Source organism: Pseudanabaena sp. lw0831, from assembly GCF_016584665.1.
Classification (GTDB): Bacteria; Cyanobacteriota; Cyanobacteriia; order Pseudanabaenales; family Pseudanabaenaceae; genus Pseudanabaena.
In genome coordinates this window covers 20,103-42,278 of the sequence record NZ_BBJB01000090.1, presented here as the reverse complement: position 1 = coordinate 42,278, position 22,176 = coordinate 20,103, and the positions used below count along the sequence as shown (strand labels likewise).

Below are 22,176 nucleotides of genomic sequence, written 5' to 3'. Positions count from 1 at the left end.
GCGTTGGAGACGAACGCGAAAGATTATCGGTTAGTATTGGGGTATTATCTGCGTCAGCTCAACTGTGCCGTTAGGCTGACTGTTTAATGCCATAGTCTGATACCCACGGATCGAGCTTGAATTCATTTGTGAGATATTCGATAAAACAACGCACTTTTGCGGGAATAAATCTCCCGCGACGATAGACTGCATGAATCGGCAACGGGATGGGTTGGTAATCCTTGAGAATCACGCTGAGACAGTTAGATGTGAGCAGTTCACCAAATAGCCAAACGGGGCAAACTGCAATCCCTACACCCGACAGTACGGCTTCCCGAATGGCTGAAGAATTATCAACCTGTAGATTGCCTCTGACAACGACCTGAGTTGTGCCACCTGTCGGACATTGAAAGTGCCACTCGTTGCCGGTTGCCAAGCGAGTATACACAATACAGTTATGCTCAACTAATTCGTCTGGAGTTTGTGGTTCTGAACGATCGCAGAAATAGGATTTCGCCGCCACCGTGACTCGGCGGGTGAGTCCAATGCGGTGGACGATTAGTGCTGGATCGTTCACCTGCCCGATCCTAATGGCAATATCTGTTCCATCTTCGACAAGATCAACAAAGCGATCGCTCAGGCTCAGATCTAACCGAATATTCGGGTAACGCGCTAGAAAACCTTTCACATAGGGCATCACCTGAATCTGTCCAAACGCCACAGGGCAGCTTACCCGCAAGGTTCCGATGGGTTTTTGACGTTGCCCAACACTGGCTTCGGCTTCGGCAGCTGCCTCCAATACTCCTTGGCAATGCTCAAAAAATCGTTCTCCCTCTTGCGTCAACTGTAGCTTACGGGTAGAGCGGGTTAATAGCTGCACATCCAAGTAGTCTTCCAGTGCGGCAATTTGCTTACTGATGGTGGGCTGGGTGGTGTCACGTTCGCGGGCGACAGCAGAAAAGCTTCCTGTTTCAACGACCCGAACAAAACTTTGTATGCAGTCGAGGCGATCCATAGTTAAATTTATTCTAAATACGAATAAATCATATTCCATTTTGTCGTCTTCTCAAACAGATTGAAATAAGTCATGATAAGAGACATGGAAAGCAAATCAGTCAAACTTTAAACGGCTCAAGGCTTTTCGTTACAAGTTTTCATTGTTAACTCAGGAGATTGTTATGAACATTCAAGAATCCGTTGCTTTTGTTACAGGTGCTAATCGCGGTATTGGCAAAGCTTTTGTGGAAGCACTAGTTCAAGCTGGGGTTCGCCGCATTTATGCTGCGGCTCGAAGCCTTGATACGTTGAATGAAGTCGTTGCGATCGCACCCGATCTCATTATCCCCATCGCTTTGGATGTGACCAATATTGAACAAGTGAATGCGGCTGCCCAAACTGCCCAAGATGTCACATTGCTTATTAACAACGCGGGTGTCATTGGCTCTGGCGGGTTATTTGCCCCTAACAGCGTGGAAACGGCTCAGTGGGAGATGAATACAAACTACTTTGGTACGCTTTCGATGGTGCGGGCTTTTGCTCCGATTTTGCAACGTCATAGTGGCGGAGCGATCGTCAATATGCTGTCCGTGGTATCCATTGCAAGTGCCCCTGTTTTTGGTTCCTACAGTGCTTCTAAAGCTGCCCTTAATTCTTTAACCCAAGACATTCGGGCTGAATTGGCAAATCAAGGTACACAGGTGGTGGGGGTCTTTCCAGGTCCCGTAGATACTGCCATGACTGAAGGGATGTCGATCGATAAAGCTACACCGATCGCAGTTGCGAAGACAACCTTACAAGCAGTTGAAGCAGGGCTTGAGGATGTCTATCCCGATCCAGTTTCTCAGAGTGCATTTTCGGCGATCGCCGAACCATTGAAAGCCGTTGAAAAAATGTTTGCGGGTTGGATGCCTCAATAAGACATTAATGAATGCTTTTTTACCCGCCATTATTTCTAGATTGAGGGAAATCACTTCCCTCAATCTCACCCATCTCTCTCAAAGGAATTAACGCTGTGCCCCTTAAAACTGCTCTTGATGAGTTCCGCGCTGAATTTTTAACCAAGGTTCCCGCAGAGATTGCTACAGCGATGGAACAAGCAACCTTACAACTCACCCAAGACTATGCCTCCAAGCCGCTCCTACAAATTGGCGATCTCGCCCCTGATTTTGAGTTGCCGAATGCCCTTGGAAAAAATATTCGACTGAGCGATCGCCTCCAACAAGGTGCTGTGATTCTGACCTTTTATCGGGGTGGATGGTGTCCTTACTGCAATCTGGAACTGCGGGCCTATCAGCGAATTCTGCCCCAAATCCAAGCTGTCGGAGCCAGTCTGATCGCCATCTCCCCCCAAACTCCAGATGCATCTCTGAGTACCGCTGAGAAAAATCAACTGGACTTTGATGTCCTGAGCGATCGGGAATCGAAAGTTGCTCAAGCTTACAAAATTGCCTTCCAATTGCCAGTTGAACTAAAGCGTATCTATAGCCAATTCGGTCATGCTTTACCTCATATCAATGACACTGAAGACTGGCAACTACCAATTCCTGCTACATTTGCGATCGCTCCCAATGGTGAGATTTTGCTTGCTCACATTGATACTGATTATCGCAAACGTCTAGAGCCGAGTGAAGCCTTGACAGCGATCGTCGCTAAAACACTAGCGTTGAGTTATTGATTTAAAGTTTCCCTGACCATGAATATTCCTTTTGGAGAGAATTTAGTTATGAACGCTCTATTCGATTCTTTTCAACAACGAGGCGTGACCTTTCGCAATCGCATTGGGGTCTCCCCCATGTGTCAATACTCTAGCCAAGATGGATTGGCGAGTGACTGGCATTTAGTTCATTTAGTCAGTCGTGCTGTGGGAGGCGCAGGGCTAGTCTTTACAGAAGCGGCAGCAGTTGAGCCTCTGGGCAGAATCTCCCTTGGCGATTTGGGCATCTGGGCTGATGAACAGATTCCGATGCTCGCCAAAATTGCCAAGCTGATTCAGGAAGCAGGTGCGGTTGCAGGGATACAACTGGCTCATGCGGGGCGAAAAGCCAGTAGTGCTACTCCTTGGGCTGGAGGTAGTCCGCTCACCAAAGCTGAAGGAGGATGGCAACCCTTAGCCCCAAGTGCGATCGCCTTTAATGACGAGAGTCCAGTCCCAACCGTGCTCACACTTGAAGGGATTGAATCAATTAAGCAATCCTTTATCCAAGCGGCGCAAAGAAGTATTGAAGCAGGCTTTCAGGCGATCGAAATTCATGCTGCCCACGGTTATCTATTGCACGAATTTCTGTCGCCATTGAGTAACCACCGCACAGACCGCTATGGCGATAGTTTTGAAGGGCGCATTCGCCTGCTGACCGAAATTGTCCAAGCAGTGCGAGCTATCCTTCCCGACCAACTACCTCTCTGGGTCAGAATTTCAGCCACAGACTGGGCAGAAGGGGGATGGGATTTAGAGCAAAGTATTGCCCTGAGCCAAATTCTTAAAAATGCTGGCGTTGATCTGGTGGATTGTTCGACGGGAGGTCTGATTCCTAGCGTTAAAATTCCGACTGGATCGGGTTATCAAGTTCCGTTTAGCGATCGCATTCGGCAGAAAACAGGGATCGCAACTGCTGCTGTGGGGATGATTACCACTCCCATACAAGCCGATCAGATAATCCGTAGCGGTCAAGCCGATATCGTGCTGCTGGCTCGTGAGCTGTTGCGCGATCCATACTGGCCCCATCGCGCTGCTAAGGAATTACAGGTCGATCATCACCAGTATCCTAAACAATATCAAAGAGCATGGTAAGGGCTGTGCGATTTAATAAAGCACCAAATATAAAACCAGAATTGTTGGGGCGGCGAAGCCGCCCAACAATTCTCTAAAATCTGGAATGGTACTTTATTTATTTGCTCGTCCCTAATTCTATGAGGGTATCTCAATGTCAATGCAATCCCTTCTGTTTTGGCTAATCGCCTTCGTCATGGGTGTGATTACGTCAGTCTATTTGCCGATGAATGGAGTTGTCGCCAGATATGTTGGCTCGGCCCTGTTAGCAAATATTCCGTTTTATCTGCTGGGTGCAATTACCACGCTTTTACTCTATTCACTCACGGGCAATTTTAGCGCTGTTTCTCGGTTTCGAGAGGTTCCTAGCTATCTTTACCTGAGTGGCTTTATCAGTGCCTTTCTCGTCTTTGGGTCTACATTTTTGATTCCTCGGTTAGGCGCTGGACGGTTTTTCGTTCTATTTGTGGCAGGACAAATTCTGATGGCACTAGCAGTTAGCCATTTTGGACTTCTGGACTCGCCTCAAGATCCCATCACCCTAAAAAAAGTATTCGGTGCAATCTTACTGCTCATTGGAGTAGTGCTTGCCACTCAATAAACAACCAAACACATTAGAAGATTAATGGAGATTAATAATGTCACAAACCTACACAACCGTAATTACTGGAGCCTCAAAGGGAATTGGTTTTGCTACAGCAAAGCGCCTGAAGGCAATGGGGCATGAGGTAATCGGTCTCGCACGGCGTAAACCCGATCAACTGTTTCCTGGTGAGTTTTTTGAAGTAGATTTAGCAGATTCTGAAGCAACAAAACAAGTTGCAGATATTGTTGCCTGTCAATATTCAGTCAGTCATCTGATTAACAATGTTGGGATCAGTCGATCAGAATCTTTAGAGGACGTTGATATCACTCAATTTGCCTCCATCATTGACCTAAATCTGCGCCCTGCGATTCAACTCACTCAAGCTTTTCTGCCTGCTATGAAAGCACGTCATTATGGTCGCATCATTAATATTTCCAGCTTGGTGGTTGTGGGGCTACCACTTCGCACCAGTTATGCCGCCGCAAAAGCCGGACTGATCAGCATGACCCGAACTTGGGCTAGTGAATTGGCAACTACTGGCATTACAGTGAATGCGATCGCCCCAGGACCTACTGAGACAGAACTCTTTCGAGCCAACAGCCCAGTCGGCAGTGCATCCGAACAGCAGTTTCTCCAACGAGTACCCATGCAACGCCTTGCCCAACCCGATGAGATTGCAGCGGCGATCGCGTTCTTTGCTTCGGAAGATACATCGTATATTACTGGGCAAACCTTATTTGTAGATGGTGGCAGCAGTCTTGGAGCAGCCTAACCTTAGCGATGCGCTTATTGAGGTTGTCTGTTTCGATCCAAGATTAGGCTCTCAAAAATGGTTCACTTCGTTGTTGAGTTTAGAGAGTTTATCGGCGATTCCTTTCAAGATACGTCTCGCCGCAAAGACAAATAATAGCTAAGCGATCACCTAGAAATTATGACTCACAATAATTGCGATCGCTTTTATGAAGATATATGTCGTTTTTTTTCGAGTTCTCTTACTTTATCCAAGATTTCAAGGAATAGTAATCCAAACTGCGTAAATTTGTACTCTACTCTTGGTGGCACTTCTGGGAATGCTATGCGCTCTAGAATGTCAAAATCCACCATTTTGTGTAAACAAGCATTCAATACCTTAGTGGTGAGTCCATCTAGCGATCGCGTAATAGCACCAGGGCGATCGACACCTTCTTGAATTAAGCCTAGTATCCGCATTGACCACTTGCAGCCAACAATATATTCGAGCATTTCCGAAACTGAAGTTTGAGTGGTTGGCATATCAATCGTGGTAAAAAAAAATTAGTAATGCTGCTACTCAATTTGCACCAAAAAGTACGTACCTTTCCCGAAAGTGCTTACTTTTCATCTTTATTGATTATCTCTATTATGCTCTCATTAACTCAAACGGAAATTATTATGTATTCGGAATTTAAGAATCAGCAAGCATTAGTAATCGGTGGAAATAGCGGCATCGGTCTAGAAGTTACCAAAATCCTTCTCAATCAAGGGGCAATCGTAACCATCGTGGGACGCAATGTTTCTAAGCTTGAAGAAGCGTCATCTTTTCTTAGCCAATTTGGGGATATTAAAACTTGGCAATCCGATCTTAGCGATCGCCATCAGGTTAATCAACTTGCAGATCGCATTGCTGACAAATTGCCTGAAGTTCGCTATCTCGTCAATTCGGCAGGAGTGTTTTCACCAAAATCATTCTTAGATCATGGTGGTGAAGATTACGATCGCTATCTAGATCTAAATCGCGGTACATTTTTTGCAACGCAGAAAGTGGCGGGAAATACGACTAAATCTGGGGGTGGAGCTATTGTCAATATTGGATCGATGTGGGCACATCAGGCGATCGCCGCTACTCCATCTTCGGCTTATTCGATGGCGAAGGCGGGGCTACATTCTCTTACGCAACATTTAGCAATGGAACTAGCTCAATATAATATCCGCGTAAATGCTGTCGCCCCTGCCGTGGTGGAAACGCCTATCTATGGCGCATTTATTAAGCCTGACGAGATTCATTCAACTTTACAAGGCTTCAATGGTTTTCATCCCATTGGTCGAGTGGGTCTACCAATTGATGTCGCTGAAACCGTGGTATTTCTACTCTCTAATCAAACATCTTGGGTCACAGGTGCGGTATGGGATGTTGATGGTGGAGTTATGGCGGGACGTAATTCTTGAAATAAAAGTTAATGTGATCGCCTAGAAATCACGCCTCACAATAATTGAGATCGCCTACAGTCCCACCTGCGTTGGGTTTTCCTTTCTCCAGTAGTTTTCAGTCTCCGCATCTGCTGGAAAGAAACATTCAATTCTAATTTCCTGAAGAGTGATGTCGTAGGGAGTGCCAAGAGTTGCGATCGTTGAGAAAAACTGCCAATTTAGATTGCTTTTCCTTAAGTGCATAGTAAGCAGCAAAGTATGTTGCGCAGAATGACTTGAGTTATTCCACAATTCGGAAACATCAGGATAATTCATGAGTTCGTTAAACAACAAAGCAGACTGTTCGCTCTCAATTGATGAATTAGCCTCGCGGTGTGTTCGCTGAAGTAAATGTCCAGCCACTTCTTCCCAATTAGCAATAAAGGGACGTAGACCCAGTGGATCGAAAACAACTCGCATCAAATTGATTTTCCCATCAACACAAAAAAGAGCTTGCAACTTGTTAGGATCGATGAAGGTATTAAGCAGTCTGGCAGCCCCTTGATTGGTGAGGAGTAAATTCCAGTAGCGATCGATGACGATCGCTGGATATGGATCTTGCTGACGCAACATAAAATCGATCGCTTTGCAAACTGGGGCCATCTCAGGAGCCGACAAATCAGTTTCTGCATGAATTGGCGCAAAGCCAGCAGAACTAAGCATTAGATTTTGTTGTCTGAGCGGAATTTCTAAAACCATTGCCAATTGCAATACCATCTCCTGACTTGGTTTTGCTCGTCCCGATTCTAGAAAACTGATGTGACGTTGAGAAACTTGACTACTCAGTGCGAGTTCAAGCTGACTGAGGTTACGGCGATCGCGCCATAGCTTCAGTATGGTTCCAAAAGAATTTGGTTGATACGAGATCGCTCGCTGCTGCATGGTAAATCTTTCGGGAAAATGAGTTTGATTACCTGTGAGGTAATTGCTTTGATTATCTCTCTTTGACATGATAATCGCAATGACATCCCGAAGTCAGCCCTCTATTCGGCTAACAGGAGCAACAACATGACCTTACTACGTGCTTTTTTAATTGCTGCAACAGTGCTAATTTTTTCCGTATCAATTTATGTCATCGTGAGCATGGGTATCAATTGGCCAGCAGTCTATTTTGGTGATTTATTAGAACTTAATTGGCGATCGCAGTTCAACACAGATCTTTTGATTGCTCTATGTCTATTCTTGATTTGGGTGATGTGGCGAGAGGGCTTTACCACTAAGGGATTTCTATTCGGCTTTCTGTTCTTGTTATTGGGTTTTATGTTCGGATGTCCTTATTTGTTGTTCGCGACATATAAGGCAAATGGCAATGCCAAGGTTCTGCTACTAGGTGTACATGCTGATAAATGAGCGAGGGTCATTAAGAAGACATCGTTGCAATGAGATCGCCTAGAAAGCGCGACTCACAGTAATAGCGATCACCTTTATTGAGATGGATTGTTAATGTGATCGCTAATTTGCAGAAAAAATTAGGCTTGAGCCTAATCATCACTTTTTATAAATTGTTTTCTACAATCTTTGCATAGATAACATTGACTGCCTCTGCGATGTCCATTTTTTGACACCTGCTTAGAGTAACAATGAGGGCATATCATTACCTTCATTACATTATGCAGTTTATCCCCAACTGTATCGCCGACATAAAGCTCTAAATAAGCCACTAGCAAATCTTCAATTTCCTGAGTTAGCATTTGTCGGCGTTGTAAATCTGGGTTGCGAAGTGCGGACAAAATTACGGCATTGCTACTATGCACACAAACCTCAGCTAACAAACTTAACTGCAAGTCATTTAACAACGGGTTCCTTTGCTTCAAAATACCAGCCAGAAAATTAATCGCCTCCTGAGTCATACTTTCATCAATCGACTGAAAAACTTGACGGTTAGTATAAAACTGCACGAACATCACTCTCGATACAGGATGTTCAAATAGTTGCGTAATAGCTGACACAAGCAAATGTATCATCTGTCGAAGTGGTAACAAAATGATTTCAGGTGTATTTGATTGGGCATACATAGCCTTTACACTCTCGGCATGACGTAATTCCATAGTGTTGAAAATACTTGCCTTATCGGGAAAGAATTGGTAGAGCGAACCGATCGCTGTCCCAGCTTTTGTTGCAATCTGATGTGTTGTCGCCGCCTCATAACCCACCTCATCAAATACAGCGGCGGCGGCTTCTAAAATTTTTTCAACGCGATCTTTACCTCGTTTTTGGCTGGGTTGACGGCGTAAACCATCATTAGATTGATGGGTTGACAAATACGAATCATTCGTCATATATTTAAAAGCGACAATTTTTTCATGATTTTATAAAAATTTAATTATATCAAAAGGACGGCATTATGACATCTATGCTTCAGGGTGCGCCTTGGTTATTAGCACATAGTTCTATGCTACCAATCAATCAGCCACGCAAGATTTCTCTGTATGGTAATGATTATGTAATATGGAAAGATGTTCAGGGCAGTATTCATGCTTTGCCGAATGCTTGTCCTCATATGGGAGCGATGTTGTCAGAGGGATGGTGTGAGGTGTCGAGTAATGGTGAAAGCGCGATTTCTTGTCCGTTTCATGCTTTGCAGTTTGATGCATCAGGCTGTACGGTTCTACCTGGGGCAAACAAAAAAAATATCTCTCTCTTAAAACCATTAGAGCTAATCGTTCAGGATAAATTTATCTGGACGTATGGAGGCTATGAGCCGAAAATAGAAATCCCATCTATCTTGAATGAGATTGCTCAAACCTGTCAATTTGTCGGTCATACAGCCGATCGCAGTGTCGAGACTGACTTATTGACGATGTTGTTGAATATGCATGACTACAATCATCAAAATGGAACTCATCGAGAATTGTTTCGGATTACAGAAGTACAGTTTCAGCAATTTGTTGACGAAGGTCATGTCTCTCATGCTTTCTATGAGATGCCTACGGCTCCCTATAGTTTGATCGAAAAAATTAAAAAGCCAGATTTATTGCTTCTACCCACCAAATTTAATGCTCATCTAGAGAATCACTTTCCATTTTTTATCATTTTTCATGGAGAGACTTCCGTCGGCAAAGCCGCTCAATGTCATTTTTTTGTGCCCGAAGCTGAAAATATTACTCGAACCTATGTTATATTTTTTTATCAACCCAAGCATCCAATCTTTAAAATATTTGGTAGTATTTTTTTGAATTTCGCCAAAGTTGTAGTTGATCAAGATGCAGATATTCTCGGCAAAATTTATCCCAATTCGCCACAGAAAATTAGGCTCAATAATGAAGTGGGAATGGATTGGGTGAAAAGAAATTTTGAGAATTTTCCTGCCGTTGTGACACCAAATCTATCTCGATAGCTAAAAGGCACACATGAGCAGAAGCGATTGATCGCATACTCCTAACACTAAATTTCATGACAAAGCCGTTAGATGCACTACTTAACGCCATAGTCTGATGCCCAAGGATTAAGCTTGAATCCATTTGTGAAATATTCGATAAAACAACGCACCTTGGCAGGGATATGGGCTGATAATCCTTGAGGATTACTTGCAAATTTTCAGACCTACACTAGCGATCGCTTAATGCCTCGCGAGTTCCAAATTGCAGAACTGGTTGCTCTTGGTCGAACAAATGTCCAAATTGGGATTGAGTTTTGGATTACAGAAAATTCGGTAAAGCAAGCTTTGAAGCGAATGTTCTTTAAGCTTGAGGTCTAATCTCGGACTGAGATGGTTGGACAGCTTTCTACGAAGCAATAAATCCCCTAAAAGTGTTGCAAAGCAACACTTTTAGGGGATTTATTGTGGTTCGTTTGATCGGAAATTGCTATAGGTAGTCAGATTGATTAATTGGGCAAGGCGAGTCACTTCTTCCAAAGGGACAGTAGGATATATCGGTAAGTAAAGTACGCTACGCATTAACTTAGTTGCAAATGATGATTCCTCTGCCAGTGATTTCAAACTAGTTGTTCCTGTGGTCGAGTCAAATCCTGCCTTCCTCAACTTCTGCATGAGCATCTCTGGATTTTCTGTCATCAAAGGAACTACCCAGTACGAATGAAGTATTGCACCATTTCCAAGGTGATAGTCTGGCTTCTTCAATAAATCAAAAAAGACAATGGCTGCCTGCTTTCGGCGATCGTAATAGGTCGCATCAAGATGTTCTAGTCTATGGAGCAAAAGCCTAAGCATTCCATTAGGAGGACAATATCGCAATTGAGTCTGGATGTCTCCTTTCCCAAAACCACGGGTTAGCATACTAATAAAATTATTTGCATCTAATTTTAGTAAATTTAAACAAGCGATAAGAACCCCAAAGATCGTAGGGGTAGAAAGAACTTTAAGACAGAGATATTTGAGTAATCTTTTAAAGAACCAAAAATCAGTCTTGACAAGATAGGTTTGCTCGACATCTCGCATTTTCTGGGCTAAATTTGGATCTTGAACTATGGTTACAGAACCCCCTAAAGCTGTACAGGATTTGATTGGACCAAAACTAAAAAGACTGATATCAGCATGAGGATGTCCAAGATAACGCAGACCATCGAAGGCTTGAGCGCAGTCTTCTACAAGTAAGATATTATGGCTTTTGCATATCTCTACATAAGGATCGAGGGGTGCGATCGCGCCAAACAGATGCGCTACAACAAATATGCGGCTTTGATGGGAAATAGAGTTTTTGAGCAATTCTAAAGAGGGCGCTAGTGTCTCTAAGTCAATATCTATGGGAACAGGAATACAATGATGCTTTTTGACAATCTCTTCCATGTGAGCTATGTTCACTGCGCTCATCATAATTTCAGAGCCAGCAGGTAAGCATAATGCTTGTAGTAGTAGATCAAAAGAAGTTCTAACGCAGAGTGTAACTAGAACTTCTTTTGGTGTATGCCAATAGGATTGAATCTGCGTAATTATTTTTGCTCTCTCAGACCTTGCGAAGGAAGAAATCAGGCTTACACTTAAATCCTTAATCGTGATATCTAACTCAATCCGTGGATATACTTTCATGGCGATCGCTCTCAAAAAAGTTGATTTTTAGCTCTTTACCATGCCATAGGCGATCGAGGTTGCTATGATGTCGATAAATTACGAGGAGACAGCCGACACAAACCATCAATTTATAGGCAAAGGGTGAGTGAGTGCAAAGCATCAGACTTGAAGCTGCGATCGCTGCCAATATAGAACCAATCGATGTCGTTCGCCATATAGCGACTGTCGCCAACCAAAGACTAAATGCTCCTAATCCTACGATCCAATTAATAGCCAATAGAATTCCCAAACCTGTAGCTACAGATTTACCTCCCTTAAAATTAATCCAACATGAGTAACTATGTCCCAAAATCACTAGTAATGCCGCGCATACTACAAACCATTCATTTAGAGGCTGAATATTCGTCTCGAAGCTGTTGAAAAACAATGAGTTTGAAGTGTTTTTGAGTTCACTAACAGATTGTATTAATAAGATAGTTGTTGTGCCTTTGATTAAATCAACCCCAAACACAAAAAGCCCTTTATCTTTGCCAATTGTGCGCCAGACATTTGCAGCTCCCGTTGAACCAGAACCATGTTCTCTAATGTCAATACCTGCACTTTGACCCACCAGATAACCTGTTGGTATCGAGCATATAAAGTAGGCAAGAATCAATAAGCCAAGTTCCATAATTAATCTCGCTAAGAGAGTATTTGTAAAGATGAATTAAGACTACTAAACCGACAAACAAATAGCTAACAGCATAAATCTAGCAATATCAGTTTTTTCTGGGCGATCTCATAGTAATAACGAAGCTTAACAAAGTTATTCTTAAAAAAGCTTTAATTATTGTGTTATGCCCCGATCTCTTAACAATTATTTGTCTTTGCGGCGGGACGTATCCTAAAAGGAATTTTCAATAACTTCTCCGAACTCAAAAATTAAGTTAGCCCATTGCTGCTTGCTTAATCTTGTGGTGGTCATAACATTTATAGTTTCCACATTGTGATTAATTCAGTTATAAGCTCTAGAAGTTGCTTTGTTGGTTCTGTCAAATCGGAAGACTGATAGCCATGGGCAATGCGATCGCGAACAGTTTGAATTCCCCTTGCTTGATCAAACTGCTCCATCGAAAGTTCGCCTTGAGAATATAGATGATTAATTAATGAGTTTGCAGGAAATCGTTCTATCGGAATTGCAACTTGCTTAGCTTGTTGACGTATGGCAGCTTCTAAAATTCCCCATAGGTACAAAAATGCTACTTCCACTTCGCCGATCGCTAAAAATCTTTGAGCCTGTTCTTTTCGTTGTAACATTTGTTCCCAAGTCAATAATTCGTCATTGCCTTTCGCATCCTCTAGAGAAATATCATCCCCAGTTATCAGTAAAAATCGCCAACCATGATGCTGAGCAACTATTTCCGCAATTTCTCGATAGCGATCAACTGAGATTCTAGAAGTTGAATTTTTGAGTTCGATTATGTAGCCTTCATCTGATGACTTTCTAGCAATAAGATCTGGATGATAATTTCCTAAGTCAAAGGGAATCAAGGATTTAGAAGGCTTGATTACAACTTCAAACCCCTGCAATCTATACTTTTCTGCAATTTTAGCGCCTAAACCTTTTTCAGTTAATTGAGAATTAACAGTCATAAGTAGTCCTTCAAGGGTTTAGATATTGTTTCCATGCTTGTAAATTTGAGGTTTTTCTTGTTTGCAAGGATACTGAACGCTTAGAAATAAGAAAGTCGAAATACATAAGTATAGAAGCTCGTTAAGCTCTCTTCCCTCTGCTGAATTGGATATCTTTAGCTTGACCAAAATCGTAGCTTTTTATCTGCTCCAGAGATTTATTACATGATAATCGCTTAATAATTATTTGTCTTTGCGGCAGGATGCATCCAGAAAGGAATCGCAATTAACTTCTCCGAACTCAACAGCGAAGTTGAGTATCTTTGCTTGCCCAATCTCGGCTAGAAACAGTCAATCTTAACGGGGGTATCGTTTTTGCGTAACGGTTTGCGCTTCATCGGACGGCGATAATGTTTGTATCATAACCGATAGCGTACACCTCTGTTCCCTTGCTATTTGACGTAATAATGTTTTCTGTAAGCCTTTTAACTTACCCTGCTTGTGGCACAGTTGTTTTGTGAGAAAGCTTTTCTGCTACTTTCCTTGCCAGAGAGTGAGAAGGCTTTTCTACCAATAAGTAAAAAATGTAGCAAAGGAAAAAAGTAAATACAATATTAACAAACCAGTGCATTACTGGAGTAAATGTTGGAAGTGACAAAAATTTGTAAAGAGCAGGACCAAGCACATGAACAAGATAAATAGAATAACTACCTTTCCCAGCATTCTCAAATATGGGCCAAGGAATATGGTTTTGGTAATGCAAAATCTCTTTCCCCAACCAAAAGAAAGCAAAAATAGCAAAGACAGTAAGAGTCCAAGGATATTTGATGGGCGAGTGAAACCTTAACGCACTGCAAATCAAACTTAAAAGCCAAGCGGCAAAGCGCCAACGCCAGATATGGACATTGATATTCGTAGCAGAAGCGTAGAGGTAATCTGTTTTCTCTGCCAAACAACAACCCAACAACCAGCAAGGTAATCCCAATAGCCAATTTAGGTATGGGCCATATGATGGATAATTACCTGCCGTTGGATTGGACAAGATGACTAAAACAGCACTAATATAGGCAGCAAAGAGAATTTTTTGCCATCCAATTCTCCTTCTCAAAAATAATAAGCTGGGATAAATTAGGTAGTAAATTTCCTCAGCCAGTAAGCTCCATAAGATCGAGTCTTGCAACAAGGTGAGTTTGACACCGAGTGGATTTCCAGCAAGAACTGCAATGATGATTGGTATCCAAATTCTCAGGTGTCGCCGAGAAAAATACGGAATTAAAAACAACCGCTTGTTGTGCCGAAATGGATAATGAATACAAAATCCTGAAACAACGAAAAATACAATGACTGCGGTGGGGCCAGAGAAGGAGTTGCCGTAGATACCAGCAATTATCTTCCCCACAATGTTGCTTTTATCTAGCTCCAGCGGTACGAAACCGAGATGACCAAAAACAACCCATAAAGCGAGAAAGAAACGGATTGCGTCCAGTCCGCGCACTCTTCTGTGCAATTGACCATCCGTAATGCTATGGGTCGGTGCCACTGCTGCCATAAGCTTCCTAATTATACTGAAAAATCCTGCTAAATCACCTTGATTAGTTAACCATACAGAAAAATTCTGGATAATACAACTATTTGGCGTACTATCCAGAATTTTTCCGTATAACACACCCAATTTGGGGTGTTATACAGAAAAAAGTGGGGGTTTAGTGATCGCTTAACAATTATTTGTCTTTGCGGCGGGACGCATCCTGAAAGGAATCGCTAAACCCCGTTAGAGATTGCTGAGAGAAGTCCCAGAATAGAGTTGACTCACCTTGCGATCGCAAGATCACTTCAGTATTAGCTTGAATCTCCCCGACCACAGCACAAACCAAATCTTGAGCATGAAAAAGGAATTGAACTGCTTCTACATTCTCAGGACGCACGCTCAATAAAAATCCATAGCTAGGGAACGAAATCAGCCAACGCTCAAAAGGCACATTCTCAGGACAAGGAATCTGATCAAGCTCCAGAATTGCACCACAATTAGAAGTTTCTGTGAGCATTAGCAAAGTGCCGATAATACCGCCCATACTGATATCTTTAGCGGTGTCACATAATTCTGATTTGGCTAAACAAGGCAAAATTGAGAGGTTCTTGCGTAGTTGCTGCGGATCGGCTTTAGTTGCCGCATTCCAAAATGGATAGTCAGGATGGAATTGACCGCGCATATCGATCGCAGCTAACAAGACATCATCAGGCTGGGCGTTAAAACTGGTGAGTAACTTCTGAGCACGTCCCAGAATCGCTACTGACAAAGCATTATAGGGACTACGGCAATTAGTATGGCCGCCGACAATTGGTACTTGATAGGCAATAGCTGCCGCTTTCATTCCTGCTAATAATTCTGAAATAGAGTCGGTCGATTGACTCCACAGAGTATCAACAACGGCGATCGGCTCACCCCCCATTGAGTAAATGTCACTGACATTGACCATCACAGCACACCAACCCGCAAACCAAGGATCGGTCTCGATTAATTGCGGTAACATGCCCTCGGCAGCCAGTAACAAATAGCCATCACGATCTGGAATCGCCGCACAGTCATCGCCTAATAGAATTGCTTCATTCCATTGCTCACCTAAACCTCTTGCCGTAATCTGAATATCCTGTTTATGCAAGATACCCATAGATTGCCTGAGTTTAGCAGCGAGTTCCGCTAGCATCTATGAAGCCTCACGGATTTGGGATGGAAATGCAGGACGGATTTCATCGCTTGGAGGATAGAAGTTAAGGTCAGCTTCCATAAAGTGATGAGGGCGATCGCAGATCGTCATTTCCTCAAGCGATTCCCAATGTAGACGTTGGAAGAAGCGCACATTCTGAATTTGGACTGTGGCGGAAAAGCGATCGCAGCCCCATGTGTTCGCAGTAGTCACTGCTTTGTAAATTAGGCCTTTGCCAATTTGCCAACCCCGTCGATAATCTTTGTGAGTACCTAGTCTGCCACCATACCAGATGCCTTTTTCGGTTTCATAGATGCGGACAACGCCCACAACTTGATTATTCTCAGGGTTAATGGCAACAATCGGATAGGCGATCGCATCGATATCATCAACATCATTCTCTTCAAATACATATTGTTCTTCGACAAAGATTGCTTTGCGAAGTTCAAAGTATGCGTCGATTTCTTGTGGTGTAGATGCGAGTTTGAAGATGTAATCGGAAGTCATGATAATTATCCCTAAATTTAATATTCTGCCCTCATCCCCCCAAACCCTTCTCCCGCAGGAGAAGGGGAGTGAGTTAAATTCTCGTTCCCCTTCTCCTGCGGGAGCTATAACCCCTCCCTAGCCCTCCCCTTTGCAAGGGGAGGGAACAAGATTTCTAGTCTTCCCCCTTTGCAAGGGGGAATTAAAGGGGGTTTTTAAGACTTGTGTATACAGTAGCCCTCTGGGAGAGGGGCAAGGGGCTTATTCTTATTCAAAAAGAGAAAGTGCTGAACAAGCGCCACATTTCGCGCATCCTGCTTTGATGTCCGCAGAGGACATATGCGATCGCCTTAGCAATGCACCTACCTGCTCGTAAACAGCAAACATAAATTCGGTTGTTGGTGCAGGATGATTAGCTAAGGGTGTGCCACTAATTGGGACAAAGGGAACTACAAAGGGATAAACGCCGATGTTAATTAGGCGATCGCAGGTTTCCACCAGAGTTTCTAAACTATCGCCTAGACCAGCTAAGAGATAGGTGCTGACCTGTCCCCAGCCAAATACTTTCATAGCAGCCTCGAAAGCTTCAAAATAATATTCAAGAGGAACGCTAGCTTTTCCAGCCATGATTTTGGCGCGAACTTTTGGGTCAGCAGCTTCCAGATGCATTCCTAACGTATCAATACCAGCGGCTTTCATGCGTTCAAACCAGATGAAATCATCGGGAGGTTCGCATTGGGCTTGAATCGGAATAACCACTTTTGCCTTAATCGCTTTTGCGCATTCCGTTAAATAAGCAGCACCGCGATCGCTAGTATTTGGTGTGCCTGTGGTCATCACCATATTTTTGACACCATCCAGCCGCACAGCAGCTTCCGCAACTTCCGCGAGTTGAGCAGGAGTTTTCCGAGATATGGTACGCCCTGCTTCAAGAGATTGCCCGATCGCACAGAATTGGCAGGAAGTATCGGTATTGTTATAGCGCATACAGGTTTGCAAAACCGTTGTAGCTAGTACATCATGGCTATGTAAGAGGGCGATTTTCCAATAGGGAATCCCATCGCTGGTGGTGAGGTTATAGAAACTAGGTGATTTCGGAAAAGAAATGGGCGCGATCGCAGTTTTGCCCGATTCCAAGATCATCTCATTAGTTTCGGCATTGATTTCCACAGTGTAAGGAGAGCTTGCTGCCGAACTGTTGAAAACTGGAACCATCACCGTCGTACCATCAATCGAGATCGCCTTGTGATCTGACGGGCCAGCACCACCTTTGCGACCATTCGCTCCCATCTGGCGATCGCTTTCGCGATCATTTTGGCGATCGACTAGTTGCAAACCCTTAGTTTGTAGTTCGGTAATCAGTTGTTGCTTATTCATTAAGGGTGACGCTCTCATCAAAATTTGCGATCTGAAATCCTGAATATGGTTCAGCATTTAAATGAGCTTGGAGCAGGTCTGGACGCGCATAATGTCCAACTGAGTCCATCATGCGTTTCCGCTTTGTGATCAGCGAGAAATCTAGATCTGCGATCGCCATACCTTCGCCTTCCGTAATTGGTGGACAGAGATGATTGCCCTCTGGCCCAATGAGTGCCGTGTTGCAACCACCACTGAGAGCTTTTTGGAGTTTCTCATCAGTTGTGATTTGCGCAACTTGATCTGGCGAAAGCCAACCAGTAGCATTTATCACAAAGCATCCAGACTCCAGCGCGTGATGGCGAATCGTGACTTCAATTTGGTCAGCAAATATTTGTCCAACCAATGATCCTGGGAACTGAGCGCAGTGGATCTGCTCATGCTGAGACATCAACGCAAATCTCGCCAAAGGATTGTAATGTTCCCAACAAGCAAGAGCGCCCACTTTCCCAACCGCAGTATCTACCACCTTCAAACCTGCGCCATCGCCCTGTCCCCATAGCATCCGCTCATGATAGGTCGGCGTGATTTTACGTCGCTTCAGTAACAAAGAACCATCAGCATCGAAAATCAATTGTGCGTTATAGAGAGAACCTCCGTCCCGCTCATTTACACCCAATACGACAACGATGCCATGCGATCGCGCTGCTTGGCTAACCGCATCCGTCACAGGACTAGGAACCACCACAGCTTCGTCGTAAAGTCGCATATGTTCTTTTCCCATCATTACTGGTGGCTGTACGAAGGAAAAGTAGGGATAGTAGGGAACGAAGGTCTCAGGGAAGACGACGATCTGAGCGCCTTCTTTAGCGGCGTTTGCGATCGCTTGCAAGACCTTCTCAGTCGTGCCATCACGACTAAACAGCACAGGACTGATTTGGACAGCGGCAGCTCTAACTTTGCGTGAGTAATCCACGATTTATCTAGTTCCTAGAGAGTCCAAGTATCAAGAATGAAGGCGTTATCTTTACGATGTAAAAGAATGATATCCAATACATCCAGAGGACTAATCGGACGAATACCAGGAATCAGCGAAGGTTCTCCATGTCCATAGAGAGCTTGCAATGCAAAGCGACAAGCGTAGACTTTGCCACCTTCAGACATGAACTTAGTGATTTGATCATTGAAATTCTGATGTCCTGGGAAAGCTGCGTCGCCTAGTTTTGGGAAGCCGCGCTGTACGCCAAGAGTCACCCCAGGGCCATAAAGCAAAATCGAAGTTTCAAAACCTTTGCGAAGTAAGCGTGTTGCTTGCAAGAGGTTCACAAAACCGATTGAACCTTCAAAAGCTACTGTATGGAATGTTACTAGGGCTTTCTCCCCTGGTTCAGCTTTGACATCTTCAAATACTTTCTCTTCATAGTTCACAAAGAAATCGCCAGTCTGATGGGCAGGAGTAGTTACTTCAGGCATTATTGTTCCTCAACGTAATATTTAAATTAGAAAATCTCAAAAAGCTAAAAGCTGAACTTGAAGCCAGATTAGTTGTTAGACAAGGTTCTATTTTGTATCTCTGGTTACGAAAAAGAGAACTCTATCTTTATCGATAGGAAGGCGATCGCTTTCTTTATGAAATTATCAAAATGCGATCGCTTACCTATCTAAATCGATAGGTTCGTAGAAATATTACAAAAGCGCTTCGCACTTTTGTAATATTTCTACGAACCCAGAAGAAACTCGTTAACTACAGTCCAATCGCTCACATGGGAAACCTTGCGTCGCGCCATGATGTAATCAGCAAGATAAGTAGCATCTCTAGCAACTCCAGAGAATCTACCCGAACCCCATGTATAGAGCCAAGGTAATCCTAAAAAGTACAGCCCTTTGATATCCGTGACACCGCGATCGTGACAGGGGTAGCCCTTGCCATCAAATACAGGAATCTCGATCCAGCTAAAGTCAGACTGAAAGCCTGTACACCAGATCACGGTTGTAATATTCGCCTCAGCCAAATCTAGATCGGGAATATCCATTGCTGGTTGCCAGACGGGTTGATAGGGAGGCTCAAGGGGTGCATCAAGATTATTTTTAGCAATAAAATTATCAATCGTTTTCTTAATACTCTCGGAAACTGCATCAGCACCATCAAGATTTTGCTTAAGATCGCTGAAAAACTCTAACTTACTACTGGAGATATTTTTCAATCTGCCGTGGAGTTGCATTCCTTCTAAGGCAAAGCGCCGCAAATCAATTTCTCGTCCACCATCACGTCCTGTGAGATAGTGATTCGCTTTTCCGCGCACCTTCTCTTTTTGTGGATGTTGATCGATCGATAGGTCATAATATCCCATTAGATCTAGCCATTCCACTGCATCCTTACCGCGATAACGACGGGGCGATCGCGGCGCACTACCGACACATAGATGCACTTTTCGCCCAGCCAGATGTAAATCTTCAGCAATTTGACAGCCCGATTGACCAGTACCAATCACCAAAACAGCGCCATCGGGAAGAGACTCAGGATTTTTGTACTTCGAGGAATGCACCTGCAAAATATGTTCTGGTAATCGCTCGGCAATTTTGGGAATCTTCGGATGATGGTAGGCTCCTGCCGCTACTACGACCTGATCGGCGGTGTAATCACCAATACTCGTCGTCACTTCAAAAATACCGCGATCGCCTCGTCGCAAATTTAGCACTTCTACGCCTTCCTGAATCGGCGGATTAAAGGAGCGCGCATAATTTTCAATATAGGCAACGATTTCATCTCTTTTGATAAAACCTTCTGGCTCCTTACCTTTATAGGGATATCCGGGAAGCTGACATTGCCAATTTGGAGTTACCAAACAAAAGGAATCCCAACGCTGCGATCGCCATGCATTCGCAATCTGATTCTTCTCAAAAACTATATGGTCTAAGTCTCTTTCCTTTAAGCAATAGCTCATGGATAGACCCGCCTGACCACCACCAACAATTACAACGGGATAGTGATTTGTCATTGGCTAACTTCTTAATCATTGCTTAGAATGATTTGAGATTAAGTGCTAGTCAAACTGTGATTTTGTATTCCTAACTACGGAATCTCTAAGTCTATCGATAACGTTAGTGATAGAAGATAGATCCATAATTTTAAAGCGATCGCAAATTAAACTTCTAACTAAAAGTAGAGGTGGCACTTCGCGCCGCCTCTACTTTTAGGGTTTTATAGGGGCGCTTTGCGCCCTTTCTAGTTTTGTTCGTGAGAGTATGCCCAAACAGGCTAGGATACAAATACATCAAGTTAATCAGGAATTTAACAATGGTAGAACGTCCTATCAAAAAAGCAGATCGTCAGCTAAACCCCGAAACCAACGAAACCACTCCTAGCGTTAGACAGTCTGACGACTCCGACAAAAGGCGTTCTTCTGGCCGTGATGGTCGTGATGGTGGTAAAGGCAAGAGAGATAAAAGAGGCGGAAGGGATGAAGAAGTCAAAGCTCCCGTAAATCTCGCTTTGGTTAGAGGTCCTAAGCCAACCAAACCACAACCAGTCGTGGAAGAAGTCATTGCTGAAGTAGCTGAAGCGTCTGAAGAAAGCGCACCTGAAGAAACAACCGAAGCATAAATCAAAACTATAAAAGGCAGCGCGTCGCGCTAGCTTTTATAGATAAATAAAAAGCGGCGCGATGCGCCGCTTTTTATTTGCCTGTGAGTAAGCCTTGGCTGGGACTAAAAACTAAAGTCAGTAAAAATAAGAGCAGCACTGCTAAAACGATCGCTGGGCCCGAAGGCAAATTCAAATAGTAACTAGCGTATAAACCGATAGCACTTGCCGTAACACCTAAACCTGACCCCACAAAAATCATCTGATGCAATTCCTTAACTAATAAATAGGCGGTAATCGCTGGGCCAACTAATAGTGACACCACCAACACCACGCCCATCGTTTGCATACTGGCAATAATCGTCAAAGTTACCCCTGCCATCAATCCCAAATAGATCAGATTAACTGGCAGTCCCAAAGCCTGTGCCCCAATCCGATCAAAGGTATAAAACAATAATTGCTTATAAAACATCGCGATCGCAACCAAAACAATCGCCGTAATAATTCCTGCGCGAATCGTATCAGTCTGGGAAACGCTGAGAATATCGCCAAACAAAAAGCCATGCAAATCAATCTTGATTTTGAGCAATGAAATCAATAAGATCCCGATCGCAAAAAAGCTTGAAGAAGTCAGCGCCATCGCCGCATCAACCTTAACGCGAGTCTGCGATCGCAACCATGCAATCAAAAATGCACTACCAATCCCCGATATAAACGCGCCAATCGCCACATCAATTTTATAAAAAAAGGCGATCGCCATCCCTGGCATGACTGTATGGGTCATCACATCGCCTAGTAAGGCCATCCGCTGCACGATCAAAAAGCAGCCGATCGCTGGACAAATAATTCCTGCTAAGCCACCTGCAATTAAGGCATTTCGCATAAATTCTAGCGCAAGCGGCTCAGCGATCCATTGCCAGATCGGAAGTT

The 22,176-nt window shown here is 43.7% G+C and carries 24 protein-coding genes and 1 pseudogene; 10 read left to right on the top strand and 15 right to left on the bottom strand.

From position 1 onward, the window contains the following. Positions 1-70 precede the first annotated feature (70 nt). Positions 71-994, bottom strand: a complete 924-nt coding sequence (locus APA_RS19300) for a LysR family transcriptional regulator (RefSeq protein WP_201323867.1) — start codon at positions 992-994, stop codon at positions 71-73. A 163-nt stretch (positions 995-1,157) separates the two neighbouring features. Here APA_RS19300 and APA_RS19295 point away from each other — a divergent pair, with 163 nt between their 5' ends. From APA_RS19295 to APA_RS19275, 5 genes are all read left to right on the top strand, one after another. Then, entirely contained in the window at positions 1,158-1,895 is a 738-nt protein-coding gene (locus APA_RS19295) for an SDR family oxidoreductase (protein ID WP_201323866.1), read from the top strand. A gap of 95 nt (positions 1,896-1,990) precedes the next feature. Further along, on the top strand, positions 1,991-2,653 hold the full coding sequence (locus APA_RS19290; protein ID WP_236579876.1) for a peroxiredoxin-like family protein: 663 nt from the start codon (positions 1,991-1,993) through the stop codon (positions 2,651-2,653). 48 nt (positions 2,654-2,701) lie between these two features. Continuing rightward, the gene (locus APA_RS19285; protein ID WP_201323865.1) at positions 2,702-3,766 is read left to right on the top strand and encodes an NADH:flavin oxidoreductase/NADH oxidase; all 1,065 of its coding nucleotides are present in this window, start codon (positions 2,702-2,704) and stop codon (positions 3,764-3,766) included. 133 nt (positions 3,767-3,899) lie between these two features. Beyond that, positions 3,900-4,346: a DMT family transporter gene (locus APA_RS19280; protein ID WP_201323864.1), complete on the top strand. Its 447-nt coding sequence runs from the start codon at positions 3,900-3,902 to the stop codon at positions 4,344-4,346. A gap of 37 nt (positions 4,347-4,383) precedes the next feature. Then, positions 4,384-5,103 carry an SDR family oxidoreductase gene (locus tag APA_RS19275; RefSeq protein WP_201323863.1) on the top strand — a complete coding sequence of 240 codons (720 nt, stop codon included), beginning with the start codon at positions 4,384-4,386 and terminating at the stop codon, positions 5,101-5,103. 185 nt (positions 5,104-5,288) lie between these two features. Here the strand turns inward: APA_RS19275 and APA_RS19270 are convergent, their stop codons facing one another. Next, on the bottom strand, positions 5,289-5,603 hold the full coding sequence (locus APA_RS19270; protein WP_055076107.1) for a helix-turn-helix domain-containing protein: 315 nt from the start codon (positions 5,601-5,603) through the stop codon (positions 5,289-5,291). A 138-nt stretch (positions 5,604-5,741) separates the two neighbouring features. On the opposite strand from APA_RS19270, the gene APA_RS19265 reads away from it, so the two are divergent. Next, on the top strand, positions 5,742-6,515 hold the full coding sequence (locus APA_RS19265) for an SDR family NAD(P)-dependent oxidoreductase (protein WP_201323862.1): 774 nt from the start codon (positions 5,742-5,744) through the stop codon (positions 6,513-6,515). Positions 6,516-6,569: 54 nt separating this feature from the next. Here APA_RS19265 and APA_RS19260 read toward each other — a convergent pair whose 3' ends face one another. Next, positions 6,570-7,487, bottom strand: coding sequence for a helix-turn-helix domain-containing protein (locus tag APA_RS19260; protein WP_236579874.1), 918 nt, complete (start codon positions 7,485-7,487; stop codon positions 6,570-6,572). A 57-nt stretch (positions 7,488-7,544) separates the two neighbouring features. Here APA_RS19260 and APA_RS19255 point away from each other — a divergent pair, with 57 nt between their 5' ends. Further along, complete coding sequence (locus APA_RS19255; protein ID WP_201323861.1) at positions 7,545-7,886, top strand: hypothetical protein; 342 nt, start codon at positions 7,545-7,547, stop codon at positions 7,884-7,886. 131 nt (positions 7,887-8,017) lie between these two features. On the opposite strand, the gene APA_RS19250 is transcribed toward APA_RS19255, so the two are convergent. Beyond that, a complete protein-coding gene (locus tag APA_RS19250; RefSeq protein WP_201323860.1) occupies positions 8,018-8,815 on the bottom strand; it encodes a TetR/AcrR family transcriptional regulator in 798 nt (265 codons plus the stop codon). Between the two features lie 65 nt (positions 8,816-8,880). Between APA_RS19250 and APA_RS19245 the strand changes: the two genes are divergently transcribed. Together APA_RS19245 and APA_RS19240 are read left to right on the top strand one after the other, a co-directional pair. Further along, positions 8,881-9,873: a Rieske 2Fe-2S domain-containing protein gene (locus tag APA_RS19245; RefSeq protein ID WP_236579872.1), complete on the top strand. Its 993-nt coding sequence runs from the start codon at positions 8,881-8,883 to the stop codon at positions 9,871-9,873. A 219-nt stretch (positions 9,874-10,092) separates the two neighbouring features. Continuing rightward, a pseudogene (locus APA_RS19240) lies at positions 10,093-10,233 on the top strand (LuxR C-terminal-related transcriptional regulator); the annotation flags it as partial. Positions 10,234-10,314: 81 nt separating this feature from the next. On the opposite strand, the gene APA_RS19235 reads toward APA_RS19240, so the two are convergent. From APA_RS19235 to APA_RS19190, 10 genes are all read right to left on the bottom strand, one after another. Then, positions 10,315-11,523: a DegT/DnrJ/EryC1/StrS family aminotransferase gene (locus APA_RS19235; RefSeq protein WP_201323859.1), complete on the bottom strand. Its 1,209-nt coding sequence runs from the start codon at positions 11,521-11,523 to the stop codon at positions 10,315-10,317. Next, positions 11,501-12,175 (bottom strand): glycerol-3-phosphate 1-O-acyltransferase PlsY, encoded by a 675-nt coding sequence (plsY, locus tag APA_RS19230; RefSeq protein WP_236579870.1) that lies wholly within the window; start codon positions 12,173-12,175, stop codon positions 11,501-11,503. Before plsY ends, APA_RS19235 begins: the two co-directional genes overlap by 23 nt. Positions 12,176-12,474: 299 nt before the next feature. Further along, entirely contained in the window at positions 12,475-13,137 is a 663-nt protein-coding gene (locus APA_RS19225) for a hypothetical protein (protein ID WP_201323858.1), read from the bottom strand. A gap of 469 nt (positions 13,138-13,606) precedes the next feature. After that, positions 13,607-14,665 carry an acyltransferase gene (locus APA_RS19220; protein ID WP_201323857.1) on the bottom strand — a complete coding sequence of 353 codons (1,059 nt, stop codon included), beginning with the start codon at positions 14,663-14,665 and terminating at the stop codon, positions 13,607-13,609. Between the two features lie 172 nt (positions 14,666-14,837). After that, the gene (locus tag APA_RS19215; RefSeq protein ID WP_201323856.1) at positions 14,838-15,821 is read right to left on the bottom strand and encodes a sll0787 family AIR synthase-like protein; all 984 of its coding nucleotides are present in this window, start codon (positions 15,819-15,821) and stop codon (positions 14,838-14,840) included. Continuing rightward, entirely contained in the window at positions 15,822-16,328 is a 507-nt protein-coding gene (locus APA_RS19210) for an MSMEG_0567/Sll0786 family nitrogen starvation N-acetyltransferase (RefSeq protein ID WP_201323855.1), read from the bottom strand. Positions 16,329-16,574: 246 nt separating this feature from the next. Beyond that, positions 16,575-17,684 carry an MSMEG_0568 family radical SAM protein gene (locus APA_RS19205; RefSeq protein ID WP_201323854.1) on the bottom strand — a complete coding sequence of 370 codons (1,110 nt, stop codon included), beginning with the start codon at positions 17,682-17,684 and terminating at the stop codon, positions 16,575-16,577. After that, positions 17,677-18,639, bottom strand: a complete 963-nt coding sequence (locus APA_RS19200) for a Nit6803 family nitrilase (RefSeq protein ID WP_201323853.1) — start codon at positions 18,637-18,639, stop codon at positions 17,677-17,679. Before APA_RS19200 ends, APA_RS19205 begins: the two co-directional genes overlap by 8 nt. Positions 18,640-18,653: 14 nt before the next feature. After that, on the bottom strand, positions 18,654-19,136 hold the full coding sequence (locus APA_RS19195) for an MSMEG_0572/Sll0783 family nitrogen starvation response protein (protein ID WP_103668100.1): 483 nt from the start codon (positions 19,134-19,136) through the stop codon (positions 18,654-18,656). A 245-nt stretch (positions 19,137-19,381) separates the two neighbouring features. After that, the gene (locus APA_RS19190) at positions 19,382-20,662 is read right to left on the bottom strand and encodes an MSMEG_0569 family flavin-dependent oxidoreductase (RefSeq protein WP_201323852.1); all 1,281 of its coding nucleotides are present in this window, start codon (positions 20,660-20,662) and stop codon (positions 19,382-19,384) included. A gap of 299 nt (positions 20,663-20,961) precedes the next feature. On the opposite strand from APA_RS19190, the gene APA_RS19185 reads away from it, so the two are divergent. Continuing rightward, positions 20,962-21,267 carry a hypothetical protein gene (locus APA_RS19185; protein WP_201323851.1) on the top strand — a complete coding sequence of 102 codons (306 nt, stop codon included), beginning with the start codon at positions 20,962-20,964 and terminating at the stop codon, positions 21,265-21,267. A gap of 73 nt (positions 21,268-21,340) precedes the next feature. On the opposite strand, the gene APA_RS19180 is transcribed toward APA_RS19185, so the two are convergent. Then, positions 21,341-22,168 carry a metal ABC transporter permease gene (locus APA_RS19180; protein ID WP_374101375.1) on the bottom strand — a complete coding sequence of 276 codons (828 nt, stop codon included), beginning with the start codon at positions 22,166-22,168 and terminating at the stop codon, positions 21,341-21,343. Positions 22,169-22,176: the final 8 nt, after the last annotated feature.